The organism is Kitasatospora sp. NPDC029312, from assembly GCF_055569215.1.
The window spans coordinates 62,867-78,290 of the sequence record NZ_JBVHXY010000027.1; the positions used below are offsets into that span (position 1 = coordinate 62,867).

Annotated in this window: 16 protein-coding genes; 10 read left to right on the forward strand and 6 right to left on the reverse strand. The window is 75.8% G+C overall.

Annotated elements, in window-relative coordinates; all coding sequences use genetic code 11:
* Positions 1 to 151 precede the first annotated feature (151 nt).
* Positions 152 to 1,291: a CapA family protein gene (locus tag ACZ4WV_RS22325; RefSeq protein ID WP_465749321.1), complete on the reverse strand. Its 1,140-nt coding sequence runs from the start codon at positions 1,289 to 1,291 to the stop codon at positions 152 to 154.
* 166 nt (positions 1,292 to 1,457) lie between these two features.
* Between ACZ4WV_RS22325 and ACZ4WV_RS22330 the strand changes: the two genes are divergently transcribed.
* The 4 genes from ACZ4WV_RS22330 to ACZ4WV_RS22345 all read left to right on the forward strand — a co-directional run bounded on the left by ACZ4WV_RS22330 (position 1,458) and on the right by ACZ4WV_RS22345 (position 5,048).
* Positions 1,458 to 1,799 (forward strand): dsRBD fold-containing protein, encoded by a 342-nt coding sequence (locus tag ACZ4WV_RS22330; protein ID WP_465749323.1) that lies wholly within the window; start codon positions 1,458 to 1,460, stop codon positions 1,797 to 1,799.
* 201 nt (positions 1,800 to 2,000) lie between these two features.
* Complete coding sequence (locus ACZ4WV_RS22335) at positions 2,001 to 3,269, forward strand: M48 family metalloprotease (RefSeq protein ID WP_465749325.1); 1,269 nt, start codon at positions 2,001 to 2,003, stop codon at positions 3,267 to 3,269.
* Between the two features lie 30 nt (positions 3,270 to 3,299).
* Positions 3,300 to 3,722, forward strand: a complete 423-nt coding sequence (locus ACZ4WV_RS22340; RefSeq protein WP_465749327.1) for a MarR family winged helix-turn-helix transcriptional regulator — start codon at positions 3,300 to 3,302, stop codon at positions 3,720 to 3,722.
* 147 nt (positions 3,723 to 3,869) lie between these two features.
* Positions 3,870 to 5,048: a PP2C family protein-serine/threonine phosphatase gene (locus tag ACZ4WV_RS22345; protein ID WP_465749329.1), complete on the forward strand. Its 1,179-nt coding sequence runs from the start codon at positions 3,870 to 3,872 to the stop codon at positions 5,046 to 5,048.
* A 79-nt stretch (positions 5,049 to 5,127) separates the two neighbouring features.
* On the opposite strand, the gene ACZ4WV_RS22350 is transcribed toward ACZ4WV_RS22345, so the two are convergent.
* Complete coding sequence (locus ACZ4WV_RS22350) at positions 5,128 to 6,603, reverse strand: ABC transporter substrate-binding protein (RefSeq protein WP_465749330.1); 1,476 nt, start codon at positions 6,601 to 6,603, stop codon at positions 5,128 to 5,130.
* Positions 6,594 to 7,208: an MTB12 C-terminal domain-containing protein gene (locus ACZ4WV_RS22355; RefSeq protein ID WP_465749332.1), complete on the reverse strand. Its 615-nt coding sequence runs from the start codon at positions 7,206 to 7,208 to the stop codon at positions 6,594 to 6,596. Before ACZ4WV_RS22355 ends, ACZ4WV_RS22350 begins: the two co-directional genes overlap by 10 nt.
* A gap of 126 nt (positions 7,209 to 7,334) precedes the next feature.
* Here ACZ4WV_RS22355 and ACZ4WV_RS22360 point away from each other — a divergent pair, with 126 nt between their 5' ends.
* The 4 genes from ACZ4WV_RS22360 to ACZ4WV_RS22375 all read left to right on the forward strand — a co-directional run bounded on the left by ACZ4WV_RS22360 (position 7,335) and on the right by ACZ4WV_RS22375 (position 11,797).
* Positions 7,335 to 7,928, forward strand: a complete 594-nt coding sequence (locus tag ACZ4WV_RS22360) for a hypothetical protein (RefSeq protein ID WP_465749334.1) — start codon at positions 7,335 to 7,337, stop codon at positions 7,926 to 7,928.
* Positions 7,929 to 7,932: 4 nt separating this feature from the next.
* Complete coding sequence (locus ACZ4WV_RS22365; RefSeq protein WP_465749336.1) at positions 7,933 to 9,933, forward strand: ABC transporter permease subunit; 2,001 nt, start codon at positions 7,933 to 7,935, stop codon at positions 9,931 to 9,933.
* A 390-nt stretch (positions 9,934 to 10,323) separates the two neighbouring features.
* Positions 10,324 to 11,064: an ABC transporter ATP-binding protein gene (locus ACZ4WV_RS22370; RefSeq protein ID WP_465749338.1), complete on the forward strand. Its 741-nt coding sequence runs from the start codon at positions 10,324 to 10,326 to the stop codon at positions 11,062 to 11,064.
* 61 nt (positions 11,065 to 11,125) lie between these two features.
* Positions 11,126 to 11,797, forward strand: coding sequence for an ABC transporter ATP-binding protein (locus tag ACZ4WV_RS22375; RefSeq protein WP_465749340.1), 672 nt, complete (start codon positions 11,126 to 11,128; stop codon positions 11,795 to 11,797).
* A gap of 54 nt (positions 11,798 to 11,851) precedes the next feature.
* On the opposite strand, the gene ACZ4WV_RS22380 is transcribed toward ACZ4WV_RS22375, so the two are convergent.
* Together ACZ4WV_RS22380 and ACZ4WV_RS22385 are read right to left on the reverse strand one after the other, a co-directional pair.
* On the reverse strand, positions 11,852 to 12,628 hold the full coding sequence (locus ACZ4WV_RS22380; protein WP_465749342.1) for a GNAT family N-acetyltransferase: 777 nt from the start codon (positions 12,626 to 12,628) through the stop codon (positions 11,852 to 11,854).
* Positions 12,618 to 13,253, reverse strand: coding sequence for a MerR family transcriptional regulator (locus tag ACZ4WV_RS22385; protein WP_465749344.1), 636 nt, complete (start codon positions 13,251 to 13,253; stop codon positions 12,618 to 12,620). Before ACZ4WV_RS22385 ends, ACZ4WV_RS22380 begins: the two co-directional genes overlap by 11 nt.
* A 40-nt stretch (positions 13,254 to 13,293) precedes the next feature.
* On the opposite strand from ACZ4WV_RS22385, the gene ACZ4WV_RS22390 reads away from it, so the two are divergent.
* A complete protein-coding gene (locus ACZ4WV_RS22390) occupies positions 13,294 to 13,965 on the forward strand; it encodes an imine reductase family protein (RefSeq protein WP_465749346.1) in 672 nt (223 codons plus the stop codon).
* 46 nt (positions 13,966 to 14,011) lie between these two features.
* On the opposite strand, the gene ACZ4WV_RS22395 is transcribed toward ACZ4WV_RS22390, so the two are convergent.
* Positions 14,012 to 14,878 (reverse strand): NmrA family NAD(P)-binding protein, encoded by an 867-nt coding sequence (locus ACZ4WV_RS22395; protein ID WP_465749348.1) that lies wholly within the window; start codon positions 14,876 to 14,878, stop codon positions 14,012 to 14,014.
* A gap of 69 nt (positions 14,879 to 14,947) precedes the next feature.
* Here ACZ4WV_RS22395 and ACZ4WV_RS22400 point away from each other — a divergent pair, with 69 nt between their 5' ends.
* The gene (locus ACZ4WV_RS22400) at positions 14,948 to 15,421 is read left to right on the forward strand and encodes a MarR family winged helix-turn-helix transcriptional regulator (protein ID WP_465749350.1); all 474 of its coding nucleotides are present in this window, start codon (positions 14,948 to 14,950) and stop codon (positions 15,419 to 15,421) included.
* The last annotated feature ends 3 nt before the right edge of the window (positions 15,422 to 15,424 follow it).

A 15,424-nucleotide genomic window follows, 5' to 3' on the forward strand; every position in this document is an offset into this window, starting at 1 on the left:
CTAACGGCGCGATGCCGTCGTGGGTGCGCGGGACCGGCTTCGGCACACCCGCGTTGCCGCTCGGCAGCTGGCCTGCCAGGTCGTCGGCCGTCCGCACGCCTCGGTCACCGGTCGGCTCCCGTGTCGACCGGCCGGGCCGCGAGGACCGCCGTCAGCGCGCGGCCGGCGGGGGCGGGGTGAGTCCGGCGCAGCCGCGGAGGCCGTCGCGGCGTTTGAGGGCGGCGTCGGCGGCGGCTCCGGTGACCGGCTCGGGGATGCCCTTGTCGTCGATGGTGGCCGGGGTGAAGGCCTCGCCGGTGACCTTGCCGTCGGCGGTCAGGGTGAGGGTGGTGACGCCGGTCTCGTTGGAGTTGGGGTAGTTGGAGGTGCCGTACCAGAGGAAGTTGCCGAAGCCGTACCCGATGTAGGTGGTGCCGAGCATGCCCGAGCCGACCATGGTGTGGGCGTGGGTGCCGACCACGGCGGTGGCACCGGCGGAGGCGAGCTTCTTGGCGACGGCGGTCTGGGCGCTGGTCGGGCAGGCCTTGCCCTCCTCGCCCCAGTGCAGGTAGACGAGCACGACGGGGGCCTGGCGCTTCGCCGACTCCACCGCCTTGACGAGGGCGGGGACGTCCAGCGCCGAGGCGATGCCCGGCTTGTCGGCGCCGGCCCGCCACTTCTGGTTGGTGATGTCCTCGACCTGGCTGGCGGCGACCACCGCGACCTTCACCCCGCGCACGGTGGTGGTGTACGGGGCGTACGCCTCGGTGGCGTTGTGTCCGACGCCGATCACCGGGATCGGCGAGGAGTCCTTGGCGGCGAGGGTGTCGGCGAGGCCGTCGGCGCCGAAGTCGACGGCGTGGTTGTTGGCCATCGAGACGACGTCCACGCCGGAGTCCTTGAGCACGGACAGCGCCTTGGGCGAGGTGCGGAAGGTGTACGTCTTCGGCTCCGGCGCGCCGCGGCCGGTGATCGCGGTCTCCAGGTTGAGGACGGACAGGTCGGCGTCGGCGAGGGTGCGGGAGATCGGGCCGAGCGCGGGCTCGGGCGGCCGCACGGACAGCCGGGGCTCGGTGCGGCCCTCGAAGTGGACGTCCCCGGCGAAGGCGACGGTGATGCTGCCGTCGTGCCGGGGCGCGCCGCCCTTGCTGGGGGCCGTGACCGTGCCGGAGGGCTGACCGGCCGGGCCGGGCGGCGCGGCGGCCGCGCCGCCCGAGGGGGGTACCGGGGCGGGCGACGGGTCATCCGGTCCGCAGGCGGCGACGGCAGTCAGCCCGACGAACAGCGCGACGGCGGCCGCGGCACGGCGCATGAGTGGTTCCCCCCGAGGAGCGTGCAAGAGCGGTCAGCCTACGCCACCGAATCGCCACCTCTTGAGCCCGCCCCCGCAACATTGCGGACACAAACGCGCAGCGCGGACGACGGGGGCAGGCGGACGATGGAGGGAGGCAGCACGTTCACGCCGGAGGTGGTACGAGATGGCCGACTTCCCACCGCGGGACGAGACGGCGGCCGCCGAGGAGGGGCCTCCGGACGCCGCGCGCGCCGCTGTCCGCGACGCCGCCCCCGGCCCCGTCCGCACCAAGGACTGGCAGCTCAGCCTGCACGTGGTCGAGGACTCCGACACCACCCGGGTGCACGCCGTCCTGGACGCCGACGGCGCCGTCCTGCACAGCGACGCGCTGGCCCGCCGCAACCCCCGCGACGCCCCGGACCCGGCGGTCGGTGACGAGTTCGCGGTCGGCCGCGCCCTGGTCGACCTCGGCCACCAGTTGCTGCGCGCCGGCGTGCACGGCGCCACCGGGCCGGCCGAGGAATGACCCGACGGCAGCCGCACGGAACGATCACGCCCCCCGGCCGCCGGACCCACCCGGCCGCCGGACCCGCTCAGCCGCCGCACCCACCCGGTCGCCACGCCCCACGGCCGAGCCCGCGGACCGAGCGCGGCCCGGCCGGGTACGCCATGCTGAACCGCGACGCCCCGAACCGGGCGAGCCGCACCGGAGGAGCGCACCGCACCCATGGACACCCCGTCGACGAACGCGCCGCCCGACCCGGACTTCACCCCGGCCCAGCGCGCCCGCGGCCGTGCGCTGCGCCGCGCCCAGCTGCCGTGGGCGCTCGGCGGCCGGGTGGCCGGTCTGGCGCTGACCCTGGTGCTCGGCCTCACCCCGGCCGGCGCCGCCCTGGTCACCACCACCGGCCGCTGGTTCGGCGGCTCCCGCACCGCCGTCGTGCTGTCCGGTGGGGCGGCGCTGGTGCTGCTCGGCCAGGCGCTGCAACTGCCCTTCGGCGCCCGGGTGCGCTCCGTCCGGGCGCGCTACGGCCTGGTGACCCAGGGCTGGGTCGGCTGGACCCTGGACGTCCTGCGCGGGCTGGCGCTCACCCTGTTCCTCGTCCTCCCGCTCGCCCTGGGCCTGTTCGCCCTCACGGACTGGTCGCCGCAGCACTGGTGGCTCCCGGCCGCGGGCGCGGCGGCGCTGCTGACCGCCGCCCTCTCCTTCCTCCACCCGCTGCTGATCGAGCCGGTGTTCAACCGCTTCGACCCGATGCCGCCGGGTGAGCTACGCACCGCCCTGCTGGCGCTGGCCGAGCGGGACGGCGTGCGGGTGCGGGACGTCCTGGTCGCGGACGCCTCCCGGCGGACCACCGCGCTGAACGCGTACGTCTCCGGGCTCGGCGCGACCCGCCGGATCGTCGTGTACGACACCCTGCTGTCGACCGCCGAGCCCCGCGAGGTGGAGTTGGTGGTGGCGCACGAGCTGGGCCACGTCAAGCACCGCGACGTGCCGCTCGGGACGGCGCTGGGCGCGGTCGGCGCGGCCGTCGCGGTGGCCGCGCTGGGCTTGCTGAGCACCTGGCGCCCGCTGCTGGACGCCGCCGGGGCGGGTGACGCGAGCGATCCGCGGGCGTTGCCGCTGCTGGCCGCGCTCGCCGCGCTGTTGGGCGCCCTGTCGGGCCCGGCGCAGTGCGCGGTGAGCCGCCGGATCGAGGCGAGGGCGGACCGGCACGCACTCGAACTGACCGGTGACACCGAGCAGTTCACGGCGATGCAGCGCAGACTGGCGCTGGCGAACGTCTCCGATGTCGACCCGCCCCGGGTGCTTGAGCTACTGTTCGCCACTCACCCGAGTGCGACCCGCCGGATCGCGGCCGCCCGCGCCTGGCAGGCCGGACCGGGACGGACGGTGAGCGGTACGACGAGCGGTACGGCGAGCGAAGCGGGGAGCGGGACGGCCACCGAGGCCACCGGCGAGCCGCGTGCGACACCGGGCGATTCCGTTGTATAGTGCAACAAATTTCGAGGAGGTAGGAACGCCGTGCCCGGCCGCGAGTCGTCCATCGACACCATCCAGCGCGAGCTGACCGCCTTCGCCCGCCGTGCCCGGCACAAGGCCTCCCAGCTGCACCCCGACCTCTCCCTGGTCACCTACAGCATCCTCGACCTGATCACCGAGCGCGGCGGCTGCCGGGCCGCGGACGTGGCCGCGCACTTCATGCTCGACAAGTCCACCGTCAGCCGTCAGGTCACCGCCCTCGAGAAGCTCGGGCTGCTGCGCCGCGAGGCCGACCCGGACGACCAGCGCGGCCAGATCCTGCGCGCCACCGAGGCCGGGCTGACCCTGCTGCGCGACGCCAACGAGCAGCGGCGCTCGGCCTTCACCGCCCGCTTCACCGACTGGTCCGACGAGGACGTCGCCCGTTTCGCGGCCTACCTGGCCCGCTACGGCGAAGAGGAATAGGCGCGGCGTCTCGCCGCAGCGCGCACCCCGTACGGGCACCGACCCCGGGGCCACCCTCTGGCCCGTCATCGGCGCCGACCTCGGTACCGCTCTCGACACCGGCCGCCCGGGGTGCGCCCCACCGCCCCCACGGTGTACAGAGGAGGAGTGCCCCTCCGGCAGCGTCCCGAAGAGCCGCGTCCTCGCGCCCGCCGCCGCTCCTGGCGACCTGACCGCCACGTGCTGACGGCGCTGCCGCCCGCGCTGATCGTCCTGATCACCGTCGTCGACATCCTCTCCCCCTCCCAGGTCCACCTGGGCCCGCTGCTGATCGTCGCCCCCGCCCTCACCGCCTCCTTCGCCGGCCCCCGCGCCACCGCCTGGGTCGCCCTGCTCGCGCTCGCCGCGCTCACCGTCATCGGCGCCGTCCGGGACAGCCTGACCAGCATCAACATCGAGAGCCAACTCAGCGCGCAGGTCATCGTCTCGGCCCTGATCGTCGGACTGCGGGTGCTGCGCGACCGGCACGAACGCGAGCTGGCGCGGGTCCGCTCGGTCTCCGAGGCCGCCCAGCGGGTGCTGCTGCGTCCGCTGCCGGAGCGGCTCGGGCCGCTGCACCTGGCCTCCGTCTACCTGGCCGCCGAGGCCGAGGCGCAGGTCGGCGGTGACCTCTACGCGGCCGCCCGTACGGCCACCGGCACCCGGCTGCTGGTCGGTGACGTGCGCGGCAAGGGCCTGTCCTCGCTCGGAGACGCGGCGCTGCTGCTCGGCGCCTTCCGCGCCGCCGCCCACCTGCACGCCGACCTGCCGGACCTCGCCGCCTACCTGGACGGCAGCGTCAGCTGGGACCTCGCCCAGTTGGCCGAGCAGTCCCGGCAGGCCCGACTGGCCCGCCCGTCGCTCCGCCAGGGGCAGCAGGAGGCACCCGACGAGGGCGGCGAGTCCTTCATCACCGCCGTGCTGCTCGACATCCCCGACGACGGCTCGCCGGTCCGCCTGATCGACTGCGGCCACCCGCCGCCGCTGCTGCTCCGCCCCGAGGGCATCACCACCCTCGCCGCCCGCCGCCCGGCGCCCCCGCTCGGCCTCGGCGAGCTCGCACCGGTGGAGTACGAGGTGGAGACCTTTCCGCTCCGCCCCGGCGACCGGCTGCTGATCTACACGGACGGGGTGATCGAGGCCCGCGACGCCCAGCGCCGCTTCTATCCACTCACGGAGCGGGTGGCCGCCTGGCAGACCGAGCGCCCCACCGCCCTGCTGAACCGGCTGCGCCGCGACCTGCTGGCCCACGTCGGGGGGAGGCTGGACGACGACGCGGCGATGGTCGTCGTCGAGCGGCTGCCGTAGCGCGGGCCGGCAGGGCCGCCACGGCCCCGCCAGGAGCGCCGGGGCCGCCAGGGGAGCGGGGACGCGGCCCGCCGAGGGCTCAAGGCTTGTACGGCAGTTGCGGCACGTCGAAGCAGTTGGCGGTCATGTCCGGTACCTGGGTGACCCAGCCGCCCCGGCCGCCCTGCGCGGAGTCCTGCCAGCGGGCCGCGTTGAGGCAGGCCCGGGTCGGGCCGGTGGGCGGGGGGCGGGGGACGAAGGAGGCGGGCAGGATCAGCCCGTGTGCGTCGTAGGGCTCGGCGCGGTTCATGAAGGCCTCGACGCAGCCCCGGGTCGGGGCGGCCGCGCAGGAGTCCAGCGCGTCGGCGAGCCACTGCGCGCCCGCCCACCCCTCCAGTTCCCAGGCGGACAGCCGGCCGGCCCGTTCCGGGGAGTAGCGGGCCATCGCGGTGCGGAAGTCCCGCACCGCCGGGTACTGCTCGTCCTCGTAGTCGAGGCTGGAGGAGGTCGCCCAGAGCGCGTTGCGGCAGTTCGGCGAGGAGGCGTAGTCGGTGCGCACCGACTCCGACCAGTTCTGCACGTTGGTCACCTTGGCCGCGACGGTGACCCCCGCCTCGTCCAGCGCCCGGCACAGGGCCGCGTTGCCCCGGGTGTCCATCGCGTCGAACAGCAACTGCGAGCCGTCGGCGCGCACGGCCGCGGCCACCGCCTGGAAGTTCGGCAGGGCGAAGTCGACGGTCTGGAGCAGCACCCGGTAGCCCTCCGCCTCCAGCCCGGCCTTCAGCTGTCCGGCGTAGCGGGCGGAGTCGGACTGGTTGTAAGCGACCACGGCGGCGCTACCGGCGCCCAGGCGCTGCTTGAAGAAACGGAACACCTCGGTGCTCTGGTACAGCGTCCCGTTCCAGCCGACCGCCCGGCCGTCGCGCGGGGCGGCGCTGCCGTAGATCCCGTACAGGTGCGGCCAGCGGTCGTACGCGGTGCCGATCGGCTGGCCGCCGACGTCCGGGACCGCCTTGCCGCTCACGTACGGCGCGCCCGCGTAGTCCAGCACGCTGCCGCTGACGAAGGCGAAGACGTGCGCCTGGTCGATCAGCCGGTGCACACAGTCCTGGTTGCCGACGCCGCTTCCGCCGTCGTCGCAGGTCACCAGCTTGACGGTGCGCCCGTGCAGGCCGCCGCGGTCGTTGAGGGCCTGGAAGAAGGCCTGGGCGCCGTAGCGGGGGCCGCTGAACACCTCGCTGCCGACGGGGCTGGTGAGGGAGGTGACGATGCCGATCCGGATCTCGGTGGCGGTGACGCCGGTGTCCGACGCCGGGTTGCCGCCCGCACCGGTGGTGCCGCCGGCGGTGCTGCCGGGTGGGCGGGCGCGGGCGGTGAAGGCGGACTCCGGCAGGCGGGTGCCGCAGCCGGTCAGCGCCAGGGCCAGCGCCAGCAGGACCGCCGTCAGGGCCGCTGCCGGGGCCCGCACCGGAGCGCGGCCGGGCCGCCGGCGCGGGATCGCGTCGGCGGCCCGGCGTCGCGGCGGGGCGGTCGGCAGAACGGTCGGCGGAACGGTCGGCGGGGCGGTCAGCTGCATCCGGGGACCGGCGTGCCGCTGGCACCGCCGGCCTGGGTGAGCAGGCCGCACAGGGTGGAACGGGAGACCTTCCAGGTGCCGTTGTCCAGGACGGCCTGGCCGGTCGCGCTCGGCTCGACCTCGTTGCCCTGGAGGGAGAGCGAGTAGGTGACGGTCGCGTGGGTGGCGTCCATGAAGGCGACGTCATTGACCTTCGCCTGCACCTGGCCGACCCGCGGATCCTGCGAGAAGCCCTGGAGCACGGGCAGCAGCGCGTCACCGCCCTCGAGCAGCTTCGCCTTGTCGGCGATCGGGGTGGCGGGGTCGAAGAAGCGCTCCCAGTTGGTGGTGATGGCGGCCTTCGCGGCGGCCGGATCGGCGGGAGCGGTGCCGGTGGCCCCGGCTCCGGCGCTCTCGCTCTCCGTCGCACTGGCGCTGGCGCTGGGGCTGGGGCTGGCACTCGCGCTGGCACTCGCACCCGCGCTCGCCGACGAGGAGGCGGCGGAGCCGGACTTGCCGCTGCTGCACGCCGCCGCCGAGCACACCAGCAACAGCGCGAGCAGCCCGCCCGCCGTCCGCCGGAGGAGGCCGCTGCCCTCGGGGGTGCCGCTTCGCGTCAGGTGCATGGTGATCCCTCTCGACTTCGCCGCCCGGGCCGGTCGCGCGGTGGGCCCAGGCCCGCCCTCGCTGTCCCGGATGCTGTTCCAGGCCGATCCTGGAAACGTCTCAAGTGACACCATGAAGGCGGATCCATGAGCGAATCGCAATCCGACGGAGAAATCACCCGTAACGCCCCGGGGGTTTCCCCCGTCCGGCGCGGTGCCCGCCTGCTGGGGACCGTCCTCGGCGGGCGCGAGTGGGCGGGCTGGCTGCTCGTCGCGGTCGGCGCCGTGCTGTGCGTGCTCGGCTGGTACGGGGTCGCCGGCGAGCGCTTCGTCGAACAGCAGGTCCCCTATCTGGCCTCCTCCACCGTCCCCGGCGCGGCGCTGATCGTGGCGGGCGTGCTGCTGGTCGCGCTGCGGCAGCCGCCGCGCACGGACCCCCTCACCGACCGCCGGGTGGAGCGGCTGTACGACCTGCTGGTGGAGTCCGACACCGCCCCGGCACCCGGCGACCCGGCCGACGGGCGCGAAGGCCGGGTGGCCGTCCCCGAGGGCACCCGCTACCACCGGCCGGACTGCCCGCTGGTCCTCGGCAAACCACGGGTCGGGGCCGTGGACGCGGCGGCCGTCCGGCAGCGGCGCCTGACGCCCTGCCTGCTCTGCGAACCCGGCTCCCCCGCCGCCCCTGACTCACCCGACTCCCCCGCCGCCCCTTCGGGTGAACCCCCACCACCGGGCAGCTGATCCGATGGACACACTCCTCGCCGTCGCCCCCGACTCGCTCGGCCTCACCGTCGACCTCGCCCTCGCCGGGCTCACCGTCGGCAGCGCCGCCGCGCTCAGCGGCATCGGACTGGTCGTCTGCCACCGCGCCACCGGGGTGCTCAACATCGCCCAGGGCGCCCAGGCCATGGCCGTCGCCTACCTGCTGCGCGACCTCGTGGTGGTCCGCCACTGGCCGGTCTGGCCCGCCGTCGCCTGCTGCCTGCTGGTCGTCGCCCCCGCGCTCGGCGTGCTGCTGGACGTCCTGGTCTACCGCCCCCTCCAGCGGCACGGCGCCGGACCGGCCGAGACCATGGTCGCCGGGCTCGGCGTGTTCGTCCTGCTCATCGGCGCGGCCGTGCTGCTGTGGGGCGCGGCGCCGCTGGCCGGAGCGCCCTCGCCACTCGGCGGCGCCCCGATCCGGCTGCCCGGCGGGCACTCCCTGCGGCCCGACACCGTCGCCCAGCTCGCCGCCATCCTCGTGCTCGGCCTCGCCGTCGCCGCCACCACCCGGTGGACCGGTTTCGGCCTCCGGCTGCGCGCCGTCGTCGACGACCGCCGGCTGGCCGCCCTCACGGGCGTCGACGCCGACCGGGTCTCCGCCGCCGGCTGGGCCTTCGGCACCTTCACCGCCGGGCTGGTCGGCGTCGCGCTGGCGCCGTACCTGCTGCTCGACCCGTACGGGCTGCCGCTGCTGGTGATGGAGACCATGGCCGTCGCGGTCGCCGCCCGCCTGCGCAGCATCCCGGTCGCCGTCGCCACCGGGCTCGGGCTCGGCATCGCCCAGGCCGAACTCACCCGACTGCGGCCCTCCGGGCAGTTGCTGCCGCTGGTCGAGGCGGTGCAGTCCAACCTGTTCGTGGTCGCGCTCCTGGCCACCGCGCTGCTCGCCGGGCCGCGGATCACCGGCGAGCCGGGCGCGGCCGCGCCGCTGGCGGCCCGTCACGGCGGCGCCGGGCCGGGCGGCGGCCGCGGTGGGGGTGGCGCTGGGGCTGGCGGCGGCCACCGGCGGCCGGCGGGGGCGGTCTGCCTGGTGCTGCTCCTGCTGCCGTTCGGCTTCCGGGGCAACGACCTGCGCAGCGCGCTGGCCGTGCCCGCGCTCGCCCTGGTGCTGCTGTCCATCGTGGTGGTCACCGGCTACGGCGGGCAGATCTCGCTCGGGCAGGCCGGCTACGCGGGCCTCGGCTCGCTCGGCACCGCACTGCTGATGTCCGGTCGCATCCCCGGCCTGCCGCCCCTGCCCGCCGCGCCCGCCCTCCTGCTCGCCGTCCTCGCCACCGCCCCGCTCGGCCTGCTCACCGGCTGGCCCGCGATCCGCCGCCGCGGGCTCGCGCTCGCCCTGGTCACCTTCGCGGTCGGCACGGCGATGAGCCGCTTCGTCTTCGAACAGCCGTACGCGACCACCGGCCTCGTTCTCGACCGGCCCGCCTTCCTGGCCGGGGACCGCGCCTTCTACCTCGCCGAACTGCTGCTGCTCGGCCTCGGCCTGCTCGCCGTCCGGCGCCTGCACGGCGGGCGGACGGGCCGCGCGCTGACGGCCATGCGCGACCACGAAGCCGGCGCGGTCGCGGCGGGGGTGGACGTCCCGGGCCTCAAACTCCTCGCCTTCACGGCGGGCGCGGCCCTCGCGGCCCTCGGCGGCGGCCTGCTGGGCCTCGCGGGGCGCGCCTTCGACCCCGCGTCCTTCGACCCGGTGCGCGGGCTGCTCTGGTTCGCCGCGGTGGTGGTCGCCGGTGCCGACAGCGCACTCGGCGCGGTCCTGGCGGCCGCCCTGCTGATCGGCCTCGACGCGGGCACGGTCGCAGGCGTCTCGGCCGTGGCCGTCGGCGCCCTCGCCGCCGCCATCGGCCGCCTACCCGGCGGGCTGGCCGCCCTCCCCCTACGACGCGGCCACGGCCCCGGCAGGACGACGGCGCCACCACTGCCGCCGTCACGGCTCAGCCCGACGGGGCGCGGAGTACGGGCGACGCTGGAGCGCCGACCGTGAACGCCGGTGTGCGGCAGAGCACTTGGGGCACCTGCGCAGCGCGGAGAGACGGCGCCGCGACAGCAGGCGTCTGGCAAAGGCCGTCCACGGCCTTTGCCACACCCCCGGGGACCGGCCCACACCACTGCCCGCCGACCCGACCGAAAGAGGCCGCCAACGCCCGACCTGCGTCCGCCGTGCAACGGAACACCACAGCGGCCCCCGGAATCGGCAACCGTCGGTCGGGGCATCCTGCCTCACCGCACCGGCCGCAACCGCGCGCCCACACCGCCAACCACTGCCCCGGCACGGCGCACCGCCGCGCTCACGGCCCCATGCCCCACCGCCCGGGCACCCGGCCCACCCCACCGGCCCGCACCGCTCCCCGCCGAACCCGCCGAAGGACTCGCCATGAACTCCACGCCCGCCTCCGCCGCCCGGCTCACCGCCCGGGGTCTGGTGCGGCGTTATGGCGGGATCGAGGCGGTGGGTGGGGTGGATCTGGTGGCGCCGGCCGGGCGGATCACGGCGTTGGTCGGGCCGAACGGGGCGGGCAAGAGCACCCTGTTCGACTGCCTGGCGGGGACCGCCCGGCCCGATGCCGGGCGCGTGCTGCTGGGCGGGCGGGACGTGACCGGGGTGGCCGCGCACCGGCGGGTGCGGCTGGGGTTGGCGCGGACCTTCCAGCAGATCGCCGTCTTCCCCACCCTCTCGGTGGCCGACAACGTCCGGGTGGGCGCCGAGCAGCGCGGGGCCCGGGTCGACGCCCGGGCGGCTGCCGAGCGGACGGACCGGGCGCTCGGGTTGCTGGGGCTGCGGGGTGTCGCCGCCGAGCCGGCGGGGGCGCAGCCGACCGGTGTGCTGCGGCTGGTGGAGTTGGCCCGGGCGTTGGCGGGCGGACCTCGGGTGCTGTTGCTGGACGAGCCGGCGGCGGGGCTGGACGCCGCCCAGACGGCCCGCCTGGTGTCCGTGCTGCGTGGCCTCGCGGAGCGCGGCATGGCGCTGCTGCTGGTGGAGCACGACGCCGAGCTGGTGGCCGAACTGGCCGACTCGGTGTACGCGATGGCGGCGGGCCGGGTGGTCGCCGCCGGTCCGACGGCGGCCGTGCTGGCGGACTCCCGGGTCGCCGGGGTGTGGGGGTCGTCGACGTGATCGCCCGCCCCGTTCCCCGTGTCCGCTCCTTCGGCGGCCCGCCCGCTCCCGGAGTGGTCGCATGACCGTCGCCGCAGCCCTGCGCGCGGCCCGGGTCCGGTACGGCCCGCTGGAGGCGCTGCACGGCGTGGACCTCGCCTTTCCCTCCGCCGCCGTCACCGTCCTGCTCGGCCGCAACGGCGCCGGGCGCACCAGCGCCCTGCACGCGCTGGCCGGGGTGGTGCCGTTGTCGGGCGGGCGGGTGTTGTGGCGGGGGCGGGACATGACCCGTCTCTCCGTCCACCAGCGGGTGCGGCTGGGGCTCGCGCTGGTGCCCGCCGAGCGCGGGGTGTTCGGCGCGCTCAGCGTGGCCGAGAACCTCGGCTTGGGCGGCCCGGGCCGGGCGGAAGTGCTCGACCTCTTCCCGGAGTTGACCGCCCTGCTGGACCGTCGCGCGGGCACTCTCTCCGGCGGCCAGCAGCAACTGGTGGCCATTGGACGAGCGTTGGCGGCGCGCCCGGGCCTGCTGCTGCTCGACGAGCCCGAACGCGGCCTCTCCCCCGCCGTCGTCGCCCGGTTGCACGCCCGGCTGCTGGCCGACGCCGCCAGGGGTCGTACGGTGGTGCTCACCGCGCAGTCGTTGCCGCGTACCCTCGCGGGGGTTGCCGTGGTGCACGTGCTGCACCGGGGTGAGGTGGTCTTCTCCGGCGAGCCCGGGGAACCGCTCCCGAGGCGGTTCGTGCTCTCCCCCTGACCGCACCCCGGCCGTGCTCCGCCGCCCGGCCGCAGGGTCCGCCGGCCCGCCGGCTCACGGCTTGTACAGGTAGGGCGTGGTGGTGCTCAGCTGAGCGAAGCCGAGGCGCTGGAGGATGGGGCGGCTCTGGTCGCTCGCGTCGACCTGGAGGTACTCGTAGCCGAGCTCGGCGGCGCAGCGGGCGCGGTGGGCGACCAGGGCGCGGTAGACGCCGCGGCCGCGCCAGGCGGGCACTGTGCCGCCGCCCCACAGACTGGCGAAGCCGGTGCCCGGGTTCAGTTCCATCCGGGCCGCGCTGACCGGCTGGTCGCCGGCCATGGCGAGGACCATGGCGACCGTCTCCGAGCCCGGCCGGAGGTGGTCGAGCAGCCGCTCGCGCAGACCGGGCGAGTGGGTGCCGAAGGCCTGGTCGTGGGCCGTCACCATGAGCTCCACCCCGGCCGGGTCGGTCACCGGCTCCAGTCGGACGCCTTCGGGCAGCACCGGGTCGGTCGGCAGGTCCGCGATCCGGGCGATCATCAGAGCCTCGTCCGGTCCGGCGGTGAAGCCGGCCGCCCGGAGCCGTCGCCCGAGGTCGGCGGGGCCGTCGTGGGCGTACGCCTTCCACTCGAACTCGCGGCCCAGGGCGGTGAAGTAGCGCACCTGCGCGGCGATCGCCGCGTCCGCCCCGGACTCGTCCAGGGCCGACCAGACGACGCCGTTCCAGTCGTGCTCCCCGCCCACCAGGCGCATCACGGCGCCGTCGCGTTCGACGCGGACTCCGGGGCCGTCCGGCCGGGCGTCGCGCCTGACCCGTTCGTCGAAGTGGGCGAGTACCTGATCACGGTCCATTCGATGAGTCCACCACGGCCCTCCGCGGTGTACCACCGATTATCCGGACGGTGCCACGACCCTGCGGCCTCGCCCGTCCCCCGGCTTCCACCCGCCCGTCCTCTCCGCCTTCCACCCGTTCCGCCCGTTCCGCCCTGGGCGCCCTGATCAGCTCGCTCGGCGCCTCCGCGGGCCCCCGATGGCGTCCAACACCTCCCGGGCGGCGGCCAGTTCCTCCAGCTGCCGGGCGGTCCGGGCGCGTTCGCGGGCCAGGCCGGCGAGCAGTTTCCGGGCAGATCGGGCCGGGGCGGCGGCGCCCTGGCAGCCGTAGGCCCGGCAGGATCTCGGCGATGGCGACGCTGTTGCGGCCGGCCGCGAGGAGCATGCGGATGCCGTGCACGGTGCCCACGTCCCGCTCACCGTACTCGCGGTAGCCGCTCGGTCGGCGTTCGGGGACGAGCAGCCCCTGCTCCTCGTAGTAGCGCAGGGCCCGCGGGGTGACGCCAGTCCGCCGGGCGAGTTCTCCGATCCGCAACGCGGCACGTCTCTCGTGCGGGCGTTCCGCCGTGGCCGCGGCCTTGACCCTGCCGTCGGCGTGAGGGTCTGGCGTAACCGCCGCGCCGAACGAACGGCCCACCTCAACCACCCTTCACCCCGACGCCGTTGCGGTTCTCTGTCCGGGCCCGGTGGGCCGGTCCCCGGCCGGGGCGCCGCTGGCCGTCCGCCGTGACGCGACCGTGTGGAACCGCACGCCGGGACGGGACGGCGACCTGCCCGCCCTCAGGGCGCGGCCGGCCGCGGGCGCCGCCGAGGCCGTGGTCCGGGGCTTTCGGCTCCTCGACGCCACGGTCCTCACTCCCACCCCGACCATCGGCCGCCCCGAGGGCACCGTGCTGCTCAGCGGCGATCCCGAGGCCTTCGCCGCGCACCGGGCGACGCTGCGCGCCCTTAGCACCGTGCACCACACGGGCGCGGAGCCGGAGCGGGCGGCGGCCTTCGACGCGGCGCTGCTGGACCTGTTCTGGACCACCATGCACGGCTGGGTCCACGCCATGGCGCCGGCCCGGGCCGAGGGGCATCACCGGGCCGAACTCGCCCCGTACTCCCACGGCTTGCCACGTCTCCTGCCGTCGCTGATCGAGGACTTCGCCCACCGCACGCACTACCGCCGCCACCCGGGCGCCCGCAGCAGCGTGGCCTCCGCGGCGGCCGGGCCGGCGCACGTCGCCCACACCGCCCGGACTCGCGGCATGGACACCTCGGTCCTGGACGCCGCGCTCGCGGTCACCCGACGGGCGGTCACGGCGGGGCACGGAGCGGACGGCATGTCCGCCTGGGTCGACCTGTTCGCGGAGTAGCCGGACGGGTGGTCGGCGAAGGGGTCCCACCGGGAGCGTCGTGGACTCACAGGTCCCAGCTGCACCCGGCCGCCCACTCCTCCACCGTCTGCCAGTGGATCTGGGGGTGGGCGGCGTGCAGGGCGTCGGTGTCGATGTCGAGGCCCCGGTCCTGGAAGTAGCGGAACATCGCAGCCAGGTCGTGGCAGTAGGTCTCGACGACGGCGAGCGGCACCTCCTCGCAGCGGATCGGGCGTCCGCCGGCGGCGGTGATGGCGGCGGCGATCTGTTCGCCGGTGCACCACTGGGAGGCGAGGTCGATGCGTCGGCCCGGGTAGGCGTCGGGGTGGGCGAGGGTGTGGGCAGCGAAGGCGCCGATGGTCTCGGCGGAGATCACCGGGAGGGGGGCGCCGGGCGGCATGGGGAGGTGGAGGACGCCCTTGCGGAGGGACTGGAGGGTCCAGTCGTTGGCGTAGTTGTCGAGGAAGGCGGCCGGGCCGAGGACGGTCCACGACAGGGCGAGGCCGGCGAGGTGCTGTTCGATGCGCTGCTTGGTGTCGAAGTGCGGGATGCCGGTGGAGCGGTCGGCGTTGGCGGCGGAGGTGAAGACCACGTGCCGCACGCCGGCGGCGGCTGCCGCGTCGAGCAGGGCGGTGCCCTGGCGGATCTCGGTGTCGAGGTCCGTCCCGAAGGGCGTGGACATCGCGAACAGCGCGCCCGCGCCGTCCAGGGCGGCGGCCAGTGAGGCCGGATCGTCGAAGTCGGCGCGGACCGGTTCGGCGCCGAGGGAGGCGAGCCGGCGGGCGGCCGGGGAGTGGACGTCGCGGGTCAGGGCCCGGACCGGGCGGCCGGCGCGCAGCAGTGCGCGGGCGGTGGCGCCGCCCTGGGCGCCGGTGGCGCCGGTGACGGCGACGGGCTCGGTTATCTGCGTCATGCAGGTAAAGCTACGGAAGCATGCCTGCGTCGCGCAACTAATTATCCGCGGCCCGGCTACCCTTCCCCCATGACGCCCACCCGCGACGAACTGATGGCCCAGCTGTGGCCGGTCTCGCGCCGCTACCTGGCCTCCTACGTGCTGTTCAACCAGGCCGTCGCCGACCACCTCGGCATGCACCCGACCGACGTCCAGTGCCTCAACCTGCTCACCCTCGAGGACGGCCCGGTCACCACCGGCCGGATCGCCGAGCTGACCGGCCTCACCAGCGGCTCGGCGACCCGGCTGGTCGACCGGCTGGAGAAGGCGGGCCTGGTGACCCGGCAGCGGGACGCGGCGGACCGCCGCCGGGTGCTGGTGGCCGTCCTCCCCGAGGCGCTGACCCGCTTCGGGGAGGTGTGGCGCACCCTCGGCGCCGACTGGGCGGCGATCTTCGCCGAGGACAGCGAGGACGAACTCGCTTTCCTGCTCCGGCACATGAACCGCACCGTGGAGCTCGGCCACCGCCAGATCGCCCGCCTCGGCGGGACGGACCGGGCCTGACCG

Coding starts and splice junctions, on each gene's coding strand:
- ACZ4WV_RS22325 (WP_465749321.1), bottom strand. CDS start 1,291: ATGCGCCGTGCCGCGGCCGCCGTCGCGCTGTTCGTCGGGCTGACTGCC.
- ACZ4WV_RS22365 (WP_465749336.1), top strand. CDS start 7,933: ATGGACACACTCCTCGCCGTCGCCCCCGACTCGCTCGGCCTCACCGTC.
- ACZ4WV_RS22330 (WP_465749323.1), top strand. CDS start 1,458: ATGGCCGACTTCCCACCGCGGGACGAGACGGCGGCCGCCGAGGAGGGG.
- ACZ4WV_RS22355 (WP_465749332.1), bottom strand. CDS start 7,208: ATGCACCTGACGCGAAGCGGCACCCCCGAGGGCAGCGGCCTCCTCCGG.
- ACZ4WV_RS22335 (WP_465749325.1), top strand. CDS start 2,001: ATGGACACCCCGTCGACGAACGCGCCGCCCGACCCGGACTTCACCCCG.
- ACZ4WV_RS22400 (WP_465749350.1), top strand. CDS start 14,948: ATGACGCCCACCCGCGACGAACTGATGGCCCAGCTGTGGCCGGTCTCG.
- ACZ4WV_RS22360 (WP_465749334.1), top strand. CDS start 7,335: ATGAGCGAATCGCAATCCGACGGAGAAATCACCCGTAACGCCCCGGGG.
- ACZ4WV_RS22375 (WP_465749340.1), top strand. CDS start 11,126: ATGACCGTCGCCGCAGCCCTGCGCGCGGCCCGGGTCCGGTACGGCCCG.
- ACZ4WV_RS22380 (WP_465749342.1), bottom strand. CDS start 12,628: ATGGACCGTGATCAGGTACTCGCCCACTTCGACGAACGGGTCAGGCGC.
- ACZ4WV_RS22350 (WP_465749330.1), bottom strand. CDS start 6,603: ATGCAGCTGACCGCCCCGCCGACCGTTCCGCCGACCGTTCTGCCGACC.
- ACZ4WV_RS22395 (WP_465749348.1), bottom strand. CDS start 14,878: ATGACGCAGATAACCGAGCCCGTCGCCGTCACCGGCGCCACCGGCGCC.
- ACZ4WV_RS22370 (WP_465749338.1), top strand. CDS start 10,324: ATGAACTCCACGCCCGCCTCCGCCGCCCGGCTCACCGCCCGGGGTCTG.